Below are 18,033 nucleotides of genomic sequence, written 5' to 3' on the forward strand. Positions count from 1 at the left end.
CTCTGGCGGGCGGCAGGAATATCTGCCAGACTTTCCTTATGTTCACCATCGAGCACGAATTTGACGCCACCGTGATCACCCTCGTTGACGAGGGCGATGACCCACGGGATTACCTGCAGGAAGACATCAAGATTGAATCCTTCGAGGATTGTGTTGTTGTCGAGCAGCTAGACGAACAGACGGACACGGTCCAACGGGTCGTGTTCTCTCATGCACAGCTTCGCGAACTGGCGGCCTCCCTCAACCTGCCGGAGGGCGTCTATCGCATGAAGCAGATCGATACCACCGAGGGCGACACCGCCTCCGAAGACTGACCCCTGCGCGCCGCGCGCTTTCTGTTTTCTATGGTTTCTTGCCCTGAAAAAGGGCATTCAGAAACCAGCCGGACCGGTTAGAACAGGAACGCCCATGTTTTCAACGCTCAAACGCGCCCTCGCTGTCTCGCTTTGCCTTGCAGGCCTGACCTCGCCCGCCTTGGCCCGATCCGGCACGGATGTCACCTTCGTGCAGGCGGTCGAGCCGCAGGGCCTCGACCCCACCTCTGGCTCGCCCGTCGCAGCGGGACAGGTCACATGGGAAAACGTCTTCGAGGGGCTCGTCGCGATCGACCGGAACGGCCAGATCCAGCCGCAACTGGCCAGAAGCTGGCAGATTTCGGAAGACGGGCTGACCTACCGTTTCGCGCTCCAGCCCGATGTGCAGTTCCACAACGGCGCGCCCTTCAGCAGTGCCAGTGCGAAATTCACACTCGACCGGCTGCTTTCGGATCAGTCCACCAACGGGCAGAAGGCGCTGTTTTCGGCCATCGAGACGGTCGAGGCCCCCGATCCGCAGACCCTTGTGCTGCATCTGTCCCACCCCGATTCAGACCTGCTCTACTGGCTGGGCTTTCCCGCAGCCGTCATGGTCGACCCCGCCTCTGCCGCCAGCAATGCCACGCAGCCTGTGGGCACCGGCCCGTTCAAGGTCGATGAATGGCGCAAGGGCGACCGCGTCCTGATGTCGGCATGGGACGGCTATTGGGGCACCAAGCCCGCCCTGTCGCATGTCACCGCACGGTTCATCGCGGACCCGCAGGCGCAATCCGCGGCGCTGCAATCGGGACAGGTCGATATCATCTCCGAATTTGCCGCGCCCGAGCTTTTCGACCGTTTCACCAAGGATGCCCGCTTTACCACCCATGTCGGCAGCGGCGAGATGGAGGTGGTGGCCGGCATGAACAATGCCCGCAAACCCTTCGATGACCTGCGCGTGCGTCAGGCGCTACAGATGTCGATTGACCGCTCCATGCTGATCGAGGCGGTGAAGTCGGGCTATGGCACGCCCATCGGCACGCATTTCTCGCCCGCCAGCCCCTATTACGAGGATCTGACCGGCGAATATCCCTATGATCCGGCCCGCGCCCGACAGCTTCTGGCCGAGGCAGGCTATCCCGATGGTTTTGCCTTCACCTTCAAGGTGCCCACCCGCAGCTATGCCCAGCGATCTGCCGAAATTCTTCAGGCCTTTTTCCAGCAGATCGGTGTGACCGCAACGATCGAGCCCTCGACCTTCCCTGCCACATGGATTCAGGATGTCTTCAAGGACAGCAATTACGACATGACCATTATCGGCCATGCCGAGCCGATGGATATCGGCATCTATGCGCGCTCGCCCTATTACTTCAACTATCACAGCGAGGCCTTCAGCGCCGCGCTTTCCGCAATCTCGCGAGCGCGGGACGAGACCGCACGTGCCGCCGGTTACCACAAGGCGCAAGAGATCCTCGCCCATGACCTGCCCGCGCTTTTCCTCTATTCCGACCCCAAGCTGGGGGTGTGGAAGGCCGGACTGACGGGGGTCTGGGAAAATGGTCCCGTGCCCGCCAATGACATGACGGATGTGCGCTGGACCAGCGACTAACAGATTTTTCCGTAATTTCAGGAAAATGCGAATGCCTTGGGTTAAAACGGTTTTCAAACGTCTTGCGGGGCTGGCCCTGACGGTTCTGGCGGCCTCGGTGGTGATTTTTCTGGCGGTTTCGCTGGCGCCCGGAGACCCCGCACAGATCATGCTGGGCACCTCGGCCCAGCCCGATACCCTTGCCGCCTTGCGCCGCCAGCTTGGCCTCGACCAGCCGCTCGTCTGGCAATATCTGCACTGGCTGGGGGGCATTGTGACGGGCGATCTGGGGCGCTCCTATACCTATGGCACGCCAGTGGCCACGCTGATCGGCCAGAAGCTTCTGGTGACGCTGCCGCTGACGGCGCTGGCCACCACCCTCGCCCTTGCCATCGCCCTGCCCCTTGGGGTCTGGTCGGCGGATCGCCCGAATGGCCCTGTCGATATTCTGGGCCAGATCCTCAGCCAGTTCGGCATTGCCATCCCGAATTTCTGGATCGGCCTGCTGCTGATCCTCGGGCTGGCGCTTGGCACGGGCTGGTTTCCGTCCGGTGGCTTCGAGGGATGGGACACGGGGCCCTCGGCGCTGCTGTCCCTGATCCTGCCCGCCATCGCACTGGCCCTGCCGCAGGCCGCCGTTCTTACCCGCGTCACCCGCACCGCCGTGCTCGATATCACAGGTCAGGACTTCATCCGCACCGCCCGCGCCAAGGGCCTGTCGCGCCAGCGCGCCCTGTGGCAGCACGTGCTGCCCAATGCGCTGGTGCCGGTGGTGACCATGCTGGGGCTGCAAATTCCTTTTCTCATCTCGGGCGCGGTGCTGGTGGAAAATGTCTTCAACCTGCCCGGCATCGGCAGTCTGGCCTATCAGGCACTGGCGCAGCGGGATCTGATCGTGGTGCAGAATACCGTGCTGCTCTTTGCCACCCTCACCCTTGTGTCGAACGCGCTTGTCGATCTGGCCTATCTCGCGCTTGATCCGCGCCTACGGAGCCGGTCATGAGCCGCCTCTCCCTTGCCCTTGGCGGCACGCTGACCGCAGGCTTTGCCGCCACCGCCCTCCTGTCGCGCCTCTGGACCCCGCAGGACCCGACCGCGATGAACCTCCTCGCCCGCCTGAAAGCGCCGCTGGAACACGGGCTTCTGGGCACGGACCAGATCGGGCGCGATGTCGCCTCGATCCTGATGGCGGGCGCGTGGACCTCGCTGGGCACAGCCTGCCTTGCCACCCTCGCGGGGGGGCTGGTGGGCACCGCCCTTGGCACACTGGCCGAGGGCCGCATCGCGCGCGCGGTCATGGCCGCCAACGCCATCCTCTTCGCCTTTCCGCCGGTGCTGTCGGCGATCCTTCTGGGCGCGGTCCTCGGCCCCGGAGGCCCCACCGCCATTCTGGCCATCGCGCTCTTCATGATCCCCGTTTTTGCCCGCATCACCCGCGCCGAGGCCCTGCGCGTCTGGACACAGGACTATATCCTTGCCGCGCGCATGGCCGGAAAATCGCGCGCCCGTATCACCCTCGACCATGTGCTGCCCAATATCTCGGGCCAGATCATCGCGGAACTCTCGATCCAGACAGGGCTGGCCATTCTGGCCGAGGCGGGGCTGAGCTTTCTGGGCATGGGCAGCCCGCCCCCGACCCCGAGCTGGGGCCGGATGCTGTCCGACGCCCAGACCTATCTCACGCAGGCCCCGCATCTGGTGCTGGCACCGGGGCTTGCCATCGCGCTTGCGGTGCTGGGGCTCAACCTGCTGGGCGACGGCATCCGCCACCGGCTTGATGCAAAAGGGCGGGCATGATGCTCCATATCGACAACCTGTCCATCCGCTTTGGCGATGTCTGCGCCACACACCGGATCTCGCTCTCGGTCGCCAAAGGCGAAACCCTTGGCATTGTCGGGGAATCCGGTTCGGGAAAATCCATGCTGGCTCTGGCAACCATCGGCCTGTTGCCCGCCAAAGCCCGCGCGACGGGGCGCATCCTGTTTGACGGCACCGACCTTCTGGGCCTGCCCGACAAGGCCCTTGATGCCTATCGCGGCGCACGTATCGGCATGATCTTTCAGGAACCGATGAGCGCGCTCAATCCCGCCATGACCATCGGGCGGCAGATCACCGAAGGCATGCGCCTGAGCGGCCTGTCCCGCGCCGCCGCCCGCAGCCATGCGCTCGGGCTGCTCGACCGCGTGCAGATCCCGCAAAGCCGCGCCCGCAGCTACCCGCATGAACTGTCCGGCGGGCAGCGCCAGCGCGTCTGCATCGCCATCGCCCTTGCCCGCCAGCCGGACCTGCTGATCGCGGACGAACCGACCACCGCGCTGGACACCACCGTGCAGGCCGACATCCTCGACCTGCTGGACAGCCTGCGCCGCGAATTCGGCCTGACCATGCTCTTCATCTCGCATGATCTGGGCGTTATCAACCGCATAGCCGACCGCGTGATGGTGATGTATCGCGGCACCCATGTCGAAACCGGCCCGACCGCGCAGGTGCTGCACGCCCCCGCACAAGACTATACAAAACGCCTGATCGCCGCCCTGCCCCGCCGCCAGCCCCCCCGCCAGCCCCAGCCCCGCCGCACCGCGGCCCCGCAAAGCCCCGCCTCATGACCCTGCTGCGCCTGCATCGCCTGACCCGCCATTACGGCGATACGCCCGCGCTCAGCGCGGTGGACCTGCAGCTTGCGCAGGGCGAGATCCTCGGGCTGGTGGGGGCGTCCGGCTCGGGCAAATCGACGCTGGCGCGGATCGTCATGGCGCTCGATTCCCCCAGCTCGGGCGAGGTGCATCTGGCGGGCCGCAATCTCTTCGCCCTGCCGCCCAAGGCCCTCAGGGCCGCGCGCGCCGATATGCAGATGGTCTTCCAGGACCCCTATAGCTCGCTCGATCCGCGCCGCAAGATCGGCACCAGCGTGGCCGAACCGCTGCATCTGCGCCCCCTGCCCCGCGCCGAACGCAATGCCCGCATCGCGCAGGCCCTGACCGAGGTCGGGCTGGCCCCCGAAGATGCCGAGAAATACCCCCACCAGTTTTCCGGTGGCCAGCGGCAGCGCATCGCCATTGCCCGCGCCCTGATCCTGCGCCCGAAACTGCTGGTCGCGGACGAACCCACCTCGGCCCTCGATCTGGCCGTGCAGGCCCAGATCCTCGACCTGCTGCGCCACCTGCGCGACAGCCACGGCCTTGCCATCCTGCTGGTCACCCATAACCTTGCTGTGGTGGAGGCGCTCTGCGACCGCGTGGCGGTGATGCAGGCGGGGCGCATCGTGGAAACCGGCCCGACCGCACAGGTGCTGGAGGCCCCGACCCACCCCTATACGCAACGGCTCATGGCCGCAGAACTGCCCCTAACGCCCTGATCCTGTGCCGGATCGGGGCCGTTTTCCGGCCGGTTCGGCACCCCAAAGCCCTCACAAGCACCCGTTTACAGGAGCACCGTAAACGGGTGCCAAATGGCCAGCCCCACGCCATAGGTGCCCATATGCAGGAGCCGGAAAGCAAAAGGGCCGCCCCTCCGGCAGCCCCCTGAAGCACCCGTTTACAGGACGGATCTATTGCGGGCTTTCCAGCCAGTAGGCCAGCTTCGCCAGCAGCGCATCGACCATTTCCCCATCCACTGGCCCGCCCTCGATCCGGATCGACCAACCCGATTGCTCCGGCACAGAGCGCAGCGTGACCCCGCTTGTCAGCTTGCGCACCTCCCGCGCCTTCTCGGCCCGTGGCGCAGGCTTTTTCGGGCGGCCTCCGCGCGCAGGGTCGGCCTCGACCGGCTCAAGCTGGGTCAGCGCTTCCTGCACCATCTCCGCCTCGTCCGCGGCGCTCTCCGGCTCTCTCTGCGCCAGCAGATCGCGCAGCCGCGCCTCCGCCCCGCCGCGCAATGCCGCGGCCAGTTTCAGCCCGTCACGCTCCTTCATCATCTCGGGGAAGCGCAGCATATCGCCCAGCTCTTCGAAGATCAGCGCGAAAGACCGGATTTTCGACCGCTTGCCTTTCGATGCCATCGGAAACAGCGCATCCACCGCCGCCTCCACATTGATAAACGCGCCCTGCTGGCTGGCAATCACGGCAATCCGGCCTCGTTCGAAATGGCTGAGATTGGCGCGGATCTCGTTTTCCTCGATCATCGCGGCAAAGGTGCCGCCCATCGCCTCGGGGTCGCGCAAGACGGCACGGATCGTTGCGTATTGCGGCTTGTCGGTCAGCTCCTGCAACGCCTGCACAGCGCGCAAACGGCGATACCCCGACAACAGCCCATAGCGGAAACCACGCCCGTCCTCGGCCAGCGGATAGACCTCGACCGGCAGGCGCAACCCGTTGGCGGCAATCGACATCTGCAATTCCTGCATGTCTTCCGCATCCAGCACGACACGGTCGCGCACCAGCGCATCCGCATCAATCTCGGCCAGCGGAATCTCCAGCATCACCAGTCCGGCTTCGGTCTTCTGGCGGAAGCTTTCCGCATCGTTACGGTCGCGCGCGGCCCGTTCACGATCCTCTGCCGGACGCGGGTCATAGGAACTGGCCGTCTCCGCCGCGACCTGCGCGATCGGGGCCGCCGTAAAGGCCCGCGAGGAGGTTTCGCGGCGAAACTCGTCTTCCAGACGGCTCAGATCATCAGCACTCGGCGCGATCAGTTTTCTCCGTTTAGCCATGCTCAGCCCTCCTCACTCTGGCCCGCCAGTTCGGCCTCATTCAGCTTCATATCACGCCACCAGGTGCCAAGGATCACCTCCTTCACCTCGGCCCAGGTGCGGTCGAATGTTTCCCGTCCGCGAATATAGGTATCGCGGTTGAAGTCGCGGTAATCGATCTCGTAGATACCCGAAACCTGCTCGCCCGCCTGCCCGACCATAGCCGTCACTTCCTGACGGTAGGTCGTCATGAAATCCCCGAAATAGGCCTGCACCACATTGGCCAGATCGGTCTGCTGCGCCGCATCGAAACGGGTCACAATCGCCCGCACAGCATCCCATTCGAAGCCGATCTCCGGCAAACCATCCGCCCGCCGCTGACGGTTTTCACCATCCTCGATAGAGGCAAAGGTCGAATAGATCATATCGAAAAACCGGCCCGTAGAGTCGAATTCAAGGAAAGACGCCCCAAGCGGCACCAGCAGAATATCCGCCGCCGCAAGCGCATTGATCGTAAGGTACCCAAGTGCGGGAGGCGTATCGAGAAAGACCAGATCGTAGTCATCCAGAATGCCGCCGTCGCTCAGGGCATTTGACAGGGCATCCCACAGCGGCCAGCTCCGCAGCTGCATCCGCCAGACGGGGACCTGAAATTCGGCCCAATACAGATTGAGCTGCGCCCCGATCAGATCGATATTGGGCCAATGCGTCTTCTGGATAAGGTTTCGCGGCGAAACCTCCAGCGCCTCTTTCAGGGTTTCGTCCAAGGCGTAAGTCGGTTGGCCACCGGCTTCACGGATACGATTTTCGGCTTGTAATGCAGTGGCATAGTCGCGGGCCAGCAGCGGGAAGGCGGTCTGCCATTCATCGGCCACCTGACCGCCCATCACCGAAGTCATTGAGCCTTGGCTATCAAGGTCGATGACCAGCACCTTATAGCCGTCCAGCGCGGCGGACATCGCCAGATGCGCGGCAGTCGTGGTTTTGCCGACGCCGCCCTTGAAATTGGCAACCGCCACGACCTTCGCCGGTAAACCTTCCGGTCGCCACGGTTTATACTGCCGGTTCTGCGCGCCTTCTTCCGCGAAATGCTCGCGCAGGATCAGGATATCTTCCAGCGTGAACCATTTGGAACCGCTGTCCCCGTCGCCCTGCGGCAGTTCGGGATTGGCCTTCAGCACGCGGCGCAGATGGGCGGGCGCGACAGGAATAAGATATTTACAGATTTCCCAGATCGAAAACTTCCGCAGGCGCTTTTTGCCATCGGGGGCATAGCCGCGCCGCGCCAGATCATCGCGCCCGCGCGAGGCGAAGGCCGCGGCACGGGCGAAACGGGCGGTGTCGATGCTCGCCGAGAGCTTCTCGGCGGCTTCTTCGGGGTCTATATTGAAATACGGGGGCAGATCGGTACGGCTGCCATTTCCAGATTTGCTTGCCATGAAACCTCAGCATGTTCGCTGTTTCTCGCGATATCACGGCAACTATCGCACATGCAGCGCGCAATGGGAATCATCTTGGCCGGAATATTCCTGAAATCGAGGATTTAGAGAACATACGAACGGGTGTTTTGAATCTTTATTGTAATATTTAGAATCTTTACGGCGGCTATTCTGAAATAAAAACATACTGTTAGATGATGTCTGGCACCTATCTACGGGAGGAACGGATACCGGATACGGGGGGCAGGGTACCCGATTCCGGTGGGAAAGGGTCCGATTCTCGGGGATGTGCGCGGTTTTGGCAGATTCCGGTTGCAAATCGGGACTCCGGCTGTGGATAACTGCCCGATTTTGAAAGGTACCGATTCACGGGAGCGGGCCTTCGGGCCGGATTTCTCCTGTAAGCGGGTACCTCAAACCGGCGGGTTTCGCCTTGGGTGCCCGTTTACGGGAGGTGAAAGAGGTGCCAGGAAATCTGTTGTCATGGGGTACCTTTTCGGCAAATAATCGGCTAGATCGCAAAGCTTGCGGGCGAATCTCTGCCCGCTTTCACAAGGCATAAAAAAGGCCGGGCAGGATGAACGAGCTGGATGATATCCCTAAGGACCATTTGAGTGGGTCCTTGCGCCGCGGCGCAGTCAAGAAACATGTGGCGGCGATCCACGTGTCGGGCAAGCTGACGCTCTTGCAGCGCAAACTGTCCAATGTATTGCTGCTCAACGCCTATGACACGCTGATCAGCCAGCAGGTGCACCGCATTGACGCGCGCACCCTGTGCCTGATGATCGGCTATAATTCCAACGACATGGACACGCTGAAGCAATCGTTGCGCGGGCTGGCCGAGACGGTGGCCGAGTGGGATATGCTCGATAGCGAGGGCAAGCAGGAATGGGGCATCAGCTCGCTTCTGTCCTATGCCAAGCTCAAAGGCGGTGTCTGCGAATATGCCTATTCGCCTGCCTTGGCAGAAAAACTGAATGATCCCAAGGTGTTCGCGCTGATCAACCTGAATATCCAGCGCCGGTTCACCTCTGGCCATGCCTTGGCGCTTTACGAGAATTGCTATCGTTTCGTGCGCACGGGATCGACCGGTTGGTGGAGCCTTGATCTGTTCCGGCGGCTGATGGGCGTGGCCGATAGCGATTATTACGAGGTGTTCAAACATCTGAACGCCAAGATCATCAAGCCTGCCGTAGCCGAGGTGAACAAGTCCTCCAACATCATGGTGACGCCGGAATTCAAGAAGATGGGCCGGTCGGTGACCGAGATCCGTTTCCGCATCGGGGAGAACCCGCAGCTGGCGATCCTTGATCTGGATGACGGGGAGGGGCTTCGCAAAAGTCCGGTTTATGCGCGTCTCTTGGCTTTGGGCGTGTCGGACCGGCTGGCGCGGCAATGGATCACCGAACATGGCGAGGACTATGTGCGCCAGAAGGTGGATTACGTGGCGGGGCAGGGGGCTGTGAAGAATGCCATCGGCTATCTGAGTGCCGCGTTGAAGGATGATTACCGGCCCGAACGCTCGGATAAGGTTTCGCCGCGAAACCCCGCCCCCGATCCGGCGCTGGCCGAGCGGGTGAAGCAGTTGACGGTGATCCGCGATCTGGCCGCAAGCCGCACGCCCACCCAGCGCGATGCCGATAAGCGGCTGTTTTTGTCGCGTCTTGAAGGCAGCGAGCGCGATGATTTCGAGCGTCACGGCTGGATGTCGGCGCTGAATGCGGCGGCTATTGCGGCCTTCTGGCGGGAATTGTCGCCCGATGCATTCGAGGTGTGAGATGGACCCTGTTGCCCCGCGCGAGATGCTGGAGGTTGACGATACGTGGCTTGAAAACCCGCATCATCACGCATCATCACGCATGGTTACGCGAGGATGCCGAGCGGCAGCTGCGGTTTTTTCTGGCCTCGTTGAAGGGGCGCGGGCGGTTTGCGGTGCTGGACCATGCGGGGCAGCCGATCCCCGGCCCGCAAGAGCTGCACACCACCACGCGGCTGATCCATTCCTATAGCCTGGGCCTGTCGCTGGGCTTTGCCGAAGGCGCCGATATGGTGGCTGCCGGTATGGGGTTTGTGTGGCGCGCGCACCGTGACGCCAAGCGCGGCGGGTTTTTCCATGCGGTGCGCTCGGGCGTGGCGGATGGCACGAAGAAGGCCTATGGCCATATGTTCGTGCTGCTGGCGGCGGCCTCGGCCAAGCGGGCAGGGCATCCCGAGGCGGACCGGCTTCTGGCCGATGTGGCCGAGGTTCTGGAGCAGCGTTTCTGGGATGAGGGCGCAGGGCTGTTTGTCGAGGACTGGTCGGAAGACTGGGCGCATCTGGACAAATATCGCGGTATGAATGCCAATATGCATGCCACCGAGGCGCATCTGGCGGCCTATGAGGCCACGGGCGAGGCGCTGTTTCTGGTGCGGGCGGGGCGGCTGATCGATGTGTTTATCCGCCGCATTGCTCCCCGGTATAACTGGCGGATTCCAGAGCATTATTCCGAGCGTTGGGAGGTGGATCGCGGCTATGAGGGCGATCCGGTGTTCCGGCCTGCAGGCACGACGCCCGGACATTCGGTGGAATGGGCGCGGCTGGTCTTGCAATATTGGGATCTGCGCGGGCGGGTCGATGAGGATTTGCCCGAGGCGGCGCGGTGTCTGGTGGAAGAGGCGCTCCGGCTGGCATGGGGGCGCAGGGGCGGTTTTGTCTATACGCTGGATTTCGACGGTCAGGTGGACCGTAACGCCCGCTATTGGTGGCCGGTATGTGAAGGGATCGGGGCGATGTCGGCGCTCCTGAAAACGGGTACCTTTGCGGGCGAGGAGTGGTATCGCAGGCTATGGGCCTTTGCGGAGGCGCATCTGGTGGATCAGGCGCGTGGCGGTTGGTATCCGGAACTTGGGGCGGATGATCGGCCCGTGGAGGGGCAGTTCAAGGGCAAGCCCGATATCTATCATGCGCTACAGGCCGATCTGCTCCCCTTGGCCAAGGGGGTCTCGCGGTTGCAGGACGGGCTGGAGGCCCGCCTGAAGGGCTAGGTCTCTTGGATTACAAAGTATATTCAATGTGTTATCTTTAACCTCTGGGGCTTTGGGCGCCGTTTTGGGGCATTGTTGCGGTGGGGTGTCTCCCAAGGAGGGGTGCCGGCAGGGGCTTTGCGCCCTATCATGATGTGCAAGCCGCCTTGGGCCGGGCGGCGGAGGCCTCGGGCCGCAGCAATGGAAGGGGAAGACACGCATGAACGACACAAGGGTGATGGTGCTGCGGCCTTTGCGTCCGCAGGCAATGGCACGGCTTGAGGCGGGATATCGGGTGCTGCGTGCCGATCTGGCCACGGATCGCGCGGCGTTTCTGGCGCGCGAGGGCGCGGGCTGTGCGGCCTTGGTGACCGACGGGCATTGCAAGGTGACGCCCGATATTCTGGCGGCGCTGCCGGATTTGCGGATTGTGGCCTGTTCTTCGGCGGGGTTTGACGGGTTCGATCTGGAGGGCTTGGCACGGCGCGGGATTGCGCTGACCAATTCCAGCCCTGCGCTTTGCGATGATGTGGCCGATTGCGCGATCATGCTGATGCTCGGGGCCACGCGTGGTCTGGTGGCGGGCGAGGCTTGGGTGCGCGAGGGGATCTGGGCGCGTCAGGGTCCGATGCCGCTGGGGCGCAGCCTGAAAGGCAAGGTGCTGGGGCTTGTCGGGCTTGGCACGATCGGTCTGGCGATTGCGGAGCGGGCGCAGGCGATGAAGATGGACCTGCGCTACTGGAACCGGCGCAAGAAGGCGGTGCCCTATACCTATGTGCCCGTGCTGACCGATCTGGCCGCACAGGCCGATGTGCTGGTGGTGATTGTCGCCGGTGGTGCGGGCACGCGGCATCTGGTCGACGATGCGGTGATCGAGGCGCTGGGGCCGGAGGGGCTGCTGATCAATGTGGCGCGCGGGTCGGTGGTGGATGAGGCGGCGCTGGTTGCGGCATTGCGCGACGGGCGGTTGGGCCATGCGGGGCTTGATGTCTACGAGAATGAACCAGATCCTAACCCCGATCTGGTAGCGTTGCCCAATGTGACGCTCTATCCGCACCATGCCTCGGGCACCGAAGAAACACGCGATGCGATGGCGGGGCTTGTGGTCGATAATCTGAATGCGCATTTCTCTGGCGCAGAACTGGTCAGTCCGGTCGATCTGGGCCGATATGTGGAGACTTGATGTGCTGAAATATTTTTACTGGCCCTTCGCGATAACGGTGCTGGCGCTGGCAGGGGCCTTCGGCTTGGGGCTGCATTATAGCGCTACGCTGTCGGGGGCGTTCGGGTTCCTGCTGATCGGGGCGATTCTGGCCGTGCTGGAGATTTCGCTGTCTTTCGACAATGCGATCGTCAATGCCAACAAGCTGGAACAGATGTCCGAAAAATGGCGCAGGCGGTTTCTGACCTGGGGGATCGTGATTGCGGTCTTTGGGATGCGGGTGGTGTTTCCGCTGCTGATCGTTGTGGTGGCGGCGGGGATCGGCCCGCTTGAGGCGGTGCATCTGGCCGCCACGGAGCCTGCGCGCTATGCGGCGATCATCCACGGGGCGCATCTGCAGATTGCCGCTTTTGGCGGCGCGTTCCTGATGATGGTGGCGCTGAGCTATTTTGTCGATGCCGAGAAGGATGTTGACTGGATCACCGGAATCGAGCGCGGGTTGCGTCGGTTCGGGGCGGTGAAGGGTACGGAAATCGTGCTGGTCCTGCTGGTGATGATGGGCTTTTCCACCGCGTTGCCCGAAGCCTCGCAGGATGAGTTCCTGTTTGCGGCGGTGTTTGGCCTTGCGACCTTCCTCTGTGTCGAGCTGCTGGGGGCCTATCTGGACCGGCGCGAGGCGGCGGGCATGGTGGCCAAGGGCGGTTTGGGGGCGTTTCTCTATCTCGAGGTGCTGGATGCCAGCTTCAGTTTTGACGGGGTGATCGGGGCCTTCGCGCTGACCCAGAACCTGTTCCTGATCGCGATCGGGCTGGGGATCGGGGCGATGTATGTGCGCGCGATGACCCTGATGCTGGTCGAGCAGGGCACTCTGACCGAGTTCCGCTATCTTGAACACGGGGCGTTCTGGTCGATTCTCGTGCTGTCGGTGATCATGTTCGTGCAGACCCTGATGCCGATCCCCGAGCTGGTGACGGGGCTGCTGGGGGCAGGGTTTATCGGTTTGGCGCTGCTGTCTTCGGTGCGCTATAACCGGCGGGTGCGGGCCTGAGCCCCCCCGAGGGGGGCGCTTAGCCGCGATAGGAGGGCAGCGACAATCCGCGGGCAATGGCCAGTGCGCGCAGGATAAAGCCGAAGACGGCGGCCAGCGGCCCCGCGATGGCGAAGGGGCAACCGGCCAATGTCAGCACCACAAACCCCGCCGAGGCGGCGGCGGCGGCGGTGACATAGATTTCGGGGCGGATGATGATGGAGGGCTGGGCCGCCAGCACATCGCGGAAAATGCCGCCCGCACAGGCGGTGATCACCCCCATGACCGCCGCTGTCAGCGGAGAGACCCCGAAGGCAAGCGCCTTTGCCGCGCCATAGACCGAATAGGCCGCCAGCCCGACCGCATCGAACCAGTCGATCGCGCGTTCGTTCCAGAACCGTTTGGGCGTCTTCCAGACCGCGAAACTGACCACCAGACAGGTGGTCAGCACCCATGAGTTATGCACCCAGAAGACCGGTGCGTTGATCAGAAGATCGCGCAATGTGCCGCCGCCGATTCCCGTGATGGACGCGAAAAAGGCAAAGGTTACAAGCGTTTGCTTGGCTTTTGCCGCAGCAAGTGCGCCCGAGGCGGCAAAAACGGCAATACCGGCAATATCCAGCCAGAACAGGGCGGAAGAGGCGAGCGGTGTCATAACGGGCTCCGATAGGGTGGCGGGCACTTCGGGCTGGCATGTAATCCGGAATCGGGTGTTTTTAAATAGCCTATTTGTTGCTCTTTTGCGGTTATTTTATGGGCAAAATTTCGTGCGTCTGGTCTGTGGCGTATTTCGGGGGCGCGTCGTGGGCTGCCTTCGCAGGTTGCGTGCCGCGCGGGCGGAGTGGAATCGCGCTTGCGTCGTCCGGCGGCCTCATCGACACTGCGGTATCTTTTCCGGTTTCAGGACACTTATGATGATCGATTTTCAAAGCTTTCCCGATGCGCTGACCACGGATCTGGGCGCGTTCAGCCCGCTGGAAGGGGCGCTGACCGAGGGCATGAGCGAGGCCGCCAAAACGCTCTGGAGCAGTGCGGACGGACGGGTGGAGCTGGGCCTTTGGGCGTGCAGTGCGGGCCAGTTCGAGCTGGAGATGGAGGGCGGGTCGGAATTTTGCCATTTTCTGCAGGGCCGCCTGAGGGTGGTCCAGCCCGATGGTCGCCATACCGAATATGGTCCGGGCGATGCGCTGATGATGCCCTTGGGGTGGCGTGGCCGCTGGGAGGTTCTGGAGCCGATCCGCAAGATCTACATGTATGATTACAAGCAGGCCTGATGGTCGGGCGGGGCCGGCAGGCTGCGGTCTGGCGGACGGGAGACCGCAGCCTGCGGCCCGTCCCCCGTCCTTCGTTCCCCGTTCGCGCGGAAGCCGGTTTAGGCCTTGCCTGCGGCAAAGCCCGAGGCCCAGGCCCACTGGAAGTTGTAACCGCCCAGCCAGCCGGTGACATCGACCACTTCCCCGATAAAGAAGAGGCCGGGTTGGGATTTGGCTTCCATGGTTTTGGCGTCGAGGTCTTTGGTGGAGACCCCGCCAAGCGTGACTTCCGCCGTGCGGTAGCCCTCGGAGCCCACCGGTTTGATCTGCCATTGATGGACATAGGTGGCGAGGTGCTCGAGTTTGGCGTTATTTTGGTCGGCCAGACGGCCTTGCAGGCCCGACTCGGCCACCGCCAGCGCCGCGATCTTCTCGGGGAGCCATCGGGCCAGCGCGTTATGCAGCGCCATGCGCCCTTTCTCCTGACGTTGATCCGCGAGCAGTCGGGCGATGTTCTGGCCCGGCAGGAGGTCGAGGGTGAGCGGGTCTCCGTCGCGCCAGTAGCTCGAGATCTGCAGGATGGCGGGGCCCGAGAGGCCGCGATGGGTGAAGAGCAGATCCTCGTCGAAGCGGGTCTTATTGTGCTGGATGGTGACGGGGGTGGCGGTGCCGGCCAGCGGTTTGGTTTTCACCAGTTCCTGTTCCGCGAAGGTCAGAGGTACGAGGGCAGGGCGGGTTTCGGTGAGCGAGAGGCCGAATTGCGCGGCGATCTTGTAGCCGATGCCGGTGGCGCCCATTTTGGGGATGGATTTGCCGCCCGTGGCGATGACGAGCTTGGGGGCTGTCATGAGGCCTTGCGAGGTGGTGACGTGGAAGTCGGTGCCCTCGCGGGTGATGGTCTCGACGGTGGTGTCGAGGCTGAGCGTGCCACCGGCCTCGCGCAGGTCGCGGGTGAGCATGTCGACGATCTGCGAGGCCTTGCCGTCACAGAAGAGCTGGCCTTTGTGTTTCTCGTGCCAAGCGATGCCCGCGCGGTCGAGGCGAGTGACGAAGTCCTGCGGGCTGTAGCGCGAGAGTGCCGAGAGGGCAAAGCGCGGGTTTTGTGACAGGAATCGGTCGCGGGCGGTCAGATGGTCGAGCTCGCGATTCGTGAAATTGCACCGGCCACCGCCGGAGATTCGGATTTTTTCCCCCGGTCTTGCGGTATGATCGATCAGGCAGACCGACCTTCCGCTACGTCCGGTTTCGATTGCGGCCATCAGGCCTGCGGCGCCAGCGCCAATGATTATTGCGTCAAATCTCATCATGCGATCTTCCCTGCACGAAAGTTTGGGCGGCGACAAATCTTTTCTGATTTTTCCTCTTGCACCCTCCGAGCGGCTTGGCTAAAAGCCCCCTCACTGACAGAGAGTTGGGGCGTAGCCAAGTGGTAAGGCACCGGTTTTTGGTACCGCGCACCGTAGGTTCGAATCCTACCGCCCCAGCCAACTCCTTCCTAATATGATGATATATATCAAAGCCTTGATGTTTCGCGCTGCGGCGTGAAGGTCTAAAGGTTACACAGTCGTTTACACCTGCGCTTACACAAGCGCGGAGAATGCGGTGCTTTGGTCGGAAGTGATGACAGATCCGTGGAGGGATCGTCATGCAGGGCATTTCCTATCTATGCGCGCGTCAGGCGCGATTCTATTTCCGACGCCGCGTGCCGGGGTTTTCCACATATTCCGCACCGGTGATGGTCTCGCTGGGGACGACAGATCGGGCATTAGCTTCTAAATTATGCGTCAGATTAACGGCGTATATGGACCGGATGCTCGACCAAAATCTGCATATGACTTTGCCCGAAACGGAGGTGGCGGCCTTTTTTAAGGCCGAGCTGCGCCGTTGTGTGAGCGAGTTGCGGCAGAGCCGGATGATCGAGCGGATGGATGGCTCCATGACTGCCGAGAAAGCGCGGCGTAACCGGATCGAGAGCCTCGTGTTGCGCGGGATGGTCGAGGACGGCTTGCGTCAGGAGATGGCGCCCGAGCGGCTTGCGGGCTTGGCCGAGGAGGATCGCGGGCTGGCGGTCGAGATCCAGTCGGACCTTTATCGGGAGTTTCTCTCGCCCGCCTTCAATCAGCAGGCGCGGTTGCGTGCGCAGGCGCCCGAGGATCTGCCGGCGGCGGATATGTTGCAACTCCGGTGGGCGGCGGTGGAGGCGCGGGCCGCGGCGAGCGAGGCAGTTGAAGAGCTGCCGCTTCATCGGGCGGAGGCCGCGCGCAATGAGGCGATCTCGCTATTGCGCGGCTTGATGCAGGAGGCGGTGGGGGAGGTGGCTCCGCTGGTCGCGCCTGCGTCTGTTCCCGACAGTCCCCCTGCTGCGCCCGCGTTGACCGAAGGCGTCGAACTGATCGAAGGACGGATGACGGGGCGCAGCCTCTCGGCGCAGATGGAGGCTGCCCGCGCCCAGCCGGAAGATGCGGAATTTGACGGGCATTGCGGGGTCTTCGATCATCGAGGCCGCGCGTGGGGATGATATCGCGGGGACAGCGGTGCGTATGGTCAGGCGGTCGAATGCAAATCAGGACACGCGGGACCAGAAGCTGAAATCGGTGATGGTTTTCATGTTCCTGACCGGCGTGCAGCGCATGAGCGAGATCCGCCAGCATCATCTGGATCACTACGCGAAGACACTCGCGGGCAGGATGCCGAAGATCTACTGGCGCAAGCCGGAGGAGCAGGACCTGACCAGCGTCGAGCTTTTGCAGCGGGCGGAGCATCTTGGGCAAGCTTGCGGGCTGTCGCCCAGCACCATCGAGCGTCATATGAACACGATTGCAGCCCTCGTGCATCATGGCCGCGCGGAGAGGAACGTGACGCAGCTGGACCCGAACCTGCGCGGCCTCATTCCGGAAGATACGCGCAGCGATGACGAAAAGCGCGAGGTTCCGACATTGGCGGATGTGCAGACACTCTTCCGGCATCCGCTCTGGCAGGGATGCAAATCGCGTGGGCGGCGGCATTCGCCCGGGCAGATTGTGGTCAAGGATCACCATTACTGGATTAATCTTCTTCTGGTCTACACGGGCGCGCGGCGCAGCGAGATTGCGGGGTTGTTGGTTGATGATCTGGGCGTGGACGAAGGCATTCATTTTGTCTCGCTCCGGCCCAACCATCTGCGCGGGCTCAAGAACCGCGCGAGCAAGCGGCGCGTGCCTTTGCATTCGCATCTCGTAGAACTGGGCTTTCCGGAGTTTGTCGCGAAAGCCCGTAAGCGCGGGGACGTGGCGCTGTTTCCCGAAGCGGTGCCGAAGGCGATGCGACATCTGGCCCACAAGCGCGGTGACGTGAGGACGGCCTATGACAGGAAATTCGGCGATGTGCTCGACCATATGCTGCGGATGAGCTTCGCGCATAGTCTGGCTGGCAACCCGCGCGGATTGTCTGCGCATGGGTTCCGGCATTATGTGAATGACCATCTGATCAATCTGCGTCAGGCCGATGGGAGCACGCAGGTCGTGCCGGAGATCGACCGGAAGGATCTTCTCGGGCATCAGCTGAATGACACCAACCATGCGACCTATCGGCGGGCGGAAAAGCCGCTTGGGCCACTTTCTGCCGCGATCGAACGGCTGCCCCGTCTGTTCTAGGTTCTCCGT

General features: G+C 62.8%; 17 protein-coding genes and 1 tRNA gene. 14 read left to right on the forward strand and 4 right to left on the reverse strand.

The features are described from left to right. Positions 1–38: 38 nt before the first annotated feature. From AC2ISB_RS14850 to AC2ISB_RS14875, 6 genes are all read left to right on the forward strand, one after another. On the forward strand, positions 39–314 hold the full coding sequence (locus AC2ISB_RS14850) for a hypothetical protein (RefSeq protein ID WP_330629482.1): 276 nt from the start codon (positions 39–41) through the stop codon (positions 312–314). A gap of 94 nt (positions 315–408) precedes the next feature. Then, a complete protein-coding gene (locus AC2ISB_RS14855) occupies positions 409–1,902 on the forward strand; it encodes an ABC transporter substrate-binding protein (RefSeq protein WP_486576836.1) in 1,494 nt (497 codons plus the stop codon). Between the two features lie 31 nt (positions 1,903–1,933). Next, the gene (locus AC2ISB_RS14860) at positions 1,934–2,884 is read left to right on the forward strand and encodes an ABC transporter permease (protein ID WP_486576837.1); all 951 of its coding nucleotides are present in this window, start codon (positions 1,934–1,936) and stop codon (positions 2,882–2,884) included. Next, positions 2,881–3,678, forward strand: a complete 798-nt coding sequence (locus AC2ISB_RS14865) for an ABC transporter permease (RefSeq protein WP_330629485.1) — start codon at positions 2,881–2,883, stop codon at positions 3,676–3,678. Before AC2ISB_RS14860 ends, AC2ISB_RS14865 begins: the two co-directional genes overlap by 4 nt. After that, on the forward strand, positions 3,675–4,487 hold the full coding sequence (locus AC2ISB_RS14870) for an ATP-binding cassette domain-containing protein (RefSeq protein ID WP_486576839.1): 813 nt from the start codon (positions 3,675–3,677) through the stop codon (positions 4,485–4,487). Before AC2ISB_RS14865 ends, AC2ISB_RS14870 begins: the two co-directional genes overlap by 4 nt. Beyond that, positions 4,484–5,236, forward strand: coding sequence for an ATP-binding cassette domain-containing protein (locus AC2ISB_RS14875; RefSeq protein WP_486576841.1), 753 nt, complete (start codon positions 4,484–4,486; stop codon positions 5,234–5,236). Before AC2ISB_RS14870 ends, AC2ISB_RS14875 begins: the two co-directional genes overlap by 4 nt. 192 nt (positions 5,237–5,428) lie before the next feature. Here AC2ISB_RS14875 and AC2ISB_RS14880 read toward each other — a convergent pair whose 3' ends face one another. Together AC2ISB_RS14880 and AC2ISB_RS14885 are read right to left on the reverse strand one after the other, a co-directional pair. Further along, positions 5,429–6,529, reverse strand: coding sequence for a ParB/RepB/Spo0J family partition protein (locus AC2ISB_RS14880; RefSeq protein ID WP_486576842.1), 1,101 nt, complete (start codon positions 6,527–6,529; stop codon positions 5,429–5,431). Between the two features lie 2 nt (positions 6,530–6,531). Next, positions 6,532–7,947: an AAA family ATPase gene (locus AC2ISB_RS14885; protein ID WP_330629489.1), complete on the reverse strand. Its 1,416-nt coding sequence runs from the start codon at positions 7,945–7,947 to the stop codon at positions 6,532–6,534. A gap of 577 nt (positions 7,948–8,524) precedes the next feature. Between AC2ISB_RS14885 and AC2ISB_RS14890 the strand changes: the two genes are divergently transcribed. The 4 genes from AC2ISB_RS14890 (at position 8,525) to AC2ISB_RS14905 (ending at position 13,160) form a co-directional block, all read left to right on the forward strand. Then, positions 8,525–9,724: a replication initiation protein gene (locus AC2ISB_RS14890; RefSeq protein ID WP_330629490.1), complete on the forward strand. Its 1,200-nt coding sequence runs from the start codon at positions 8,525–8,527 to the stop codon at positions 9,722–9,724. A gap of 50 nt (positions 9,725–9,774) precedes the next feature. Further along, positions 9,775–10,971 (forward strand): AGE family epimerase/isomerase, encoded by a 1,197-nt coding sequence (locus AC2ISB_RS14895; RefSeq protein WP_486576843.1) that lies wholly within the window; start codon positions 9,775–9,777, stop codon positions 10,969–10,971. A gap of 199 nt (positions 10,972–11,170) precedes the next feature. Then, entirely contained in the window at positions 11,171–12,133 is a 963-nt protein-coding gene (locus AC2ISB_RS14900; RefSeq protein WP_330629492.1) for a 2-hydroxyacid dehydrogenase, read from the forward strand. Beyond that, positions 12,120–13,160 (forward strand): DUF475 domain-containing protein, encoded by a 1,041-nt coding sequence (locus AC2ISB_RS14905; protein ID WP_330629641.1) that lies wholly within the window; start codon positions 12,120–12,122, stop codon positions 13,158–13,160. The genes AC2ISB_RS14900 and AC2ISB_RS14905 overlap by 14 nt, the downstream gene beginning before the upstream one ends. Before the next feature lie 19 nt (positions 13,161–13,179). Here AC2ISB_RS14905 and AC2ISB_RS14910 read toward each other — a convergent pair whose 3' ends face one another. Beyond that, complete coding sequence (locus tag AC2ISB_RS14910; protein ID WP_330629493.1) at positions 13,180–13,794, reverse strand: trimeric intracellular cation channel family protein; 615 nt, start codon at positions 13,792–13,794, stop codon at positions 13,180–13,182. A gap of 256 nt (positions 13,795–14,050) precedes the next feature. On the opposite strand from AC2ISB_RS14910, the gene AC2ISB_RS14915 reads away from it, so the two are divergent. After that, positions 14,051–14,413, forward strand: coding sequence for a cupin domain-containing protein (locus AC2ISB_RS14915; RefSeq protein ID WP_486576844.1), 363 nt, complete (start codon positions 14,051–14,053; stop codon positions 14,411–14,413). A 98-nt stretch (positions 14,414–14,511) separates the two neighbouring features. Here the strand turns inward: AC2ISB_RS14915 and AC2ISB_RS14920 are convergent, their stop codons facing one another. Beyond that, positions 14,512–15,699: a BaiN/RdsA family NAD(P)/FAD-dependent oxidoreductase gene (locus AC2ISB_RS14920; RefSeq protein WP_486576845.1), complete on the reverse strand. Its 1,188-nt coding sequence runs from the start codon at positions 15,697–15,699 to the stop codon at positions 14,512–14,514. Between the two features lie 105 nt (positions 15,700–15,804). Here AC2ISB_RS14920 and AC2ISB_RS14925 point away from each other — a divergent pair. From AC2ISB_RS14925 to AC2ISB_RS14935, 3 genes are all read left to right on the forward strand, one after another. After that, a tRNA-Gln gene (locus AC2ISB_RS14925) sits at positions 15,805–15,879 on the forward strand. A 323-nt stretch (positions 15,880–16,202) separates the two neighbouring features. Next, on the forward strand, positions 16,203–16,910 hold the full coding sequence (locus tag AC2ISB_RS14930) for a hypothetical protein (RefSeq protein ID WP_486576846.1): 708 nt from the start codon (positions 16,203–16,205) through the stop codon (positions 16,908–16,910). After that, complete coding sequence (locus AC2ISB_RS14935; RefSeq protein ID WP_486576847.1) at positions 16,852–18,024, forward strand: tyrosine-type recombinase/integrase; 1,173 nt, start codon at positions 16,852–16,854, stop codon at positions 18,022–18,024. Before AC2ISB_RS14930 ends, AC2ISB_RS14935 begins: the two co-directional genes overlap by 59 nt. Positions 18,025–18,033: the final 9 nt, after the last annotated feature.

Source organism: Thioclava sp. NS-SX20, from assembly GCF_057380695.1.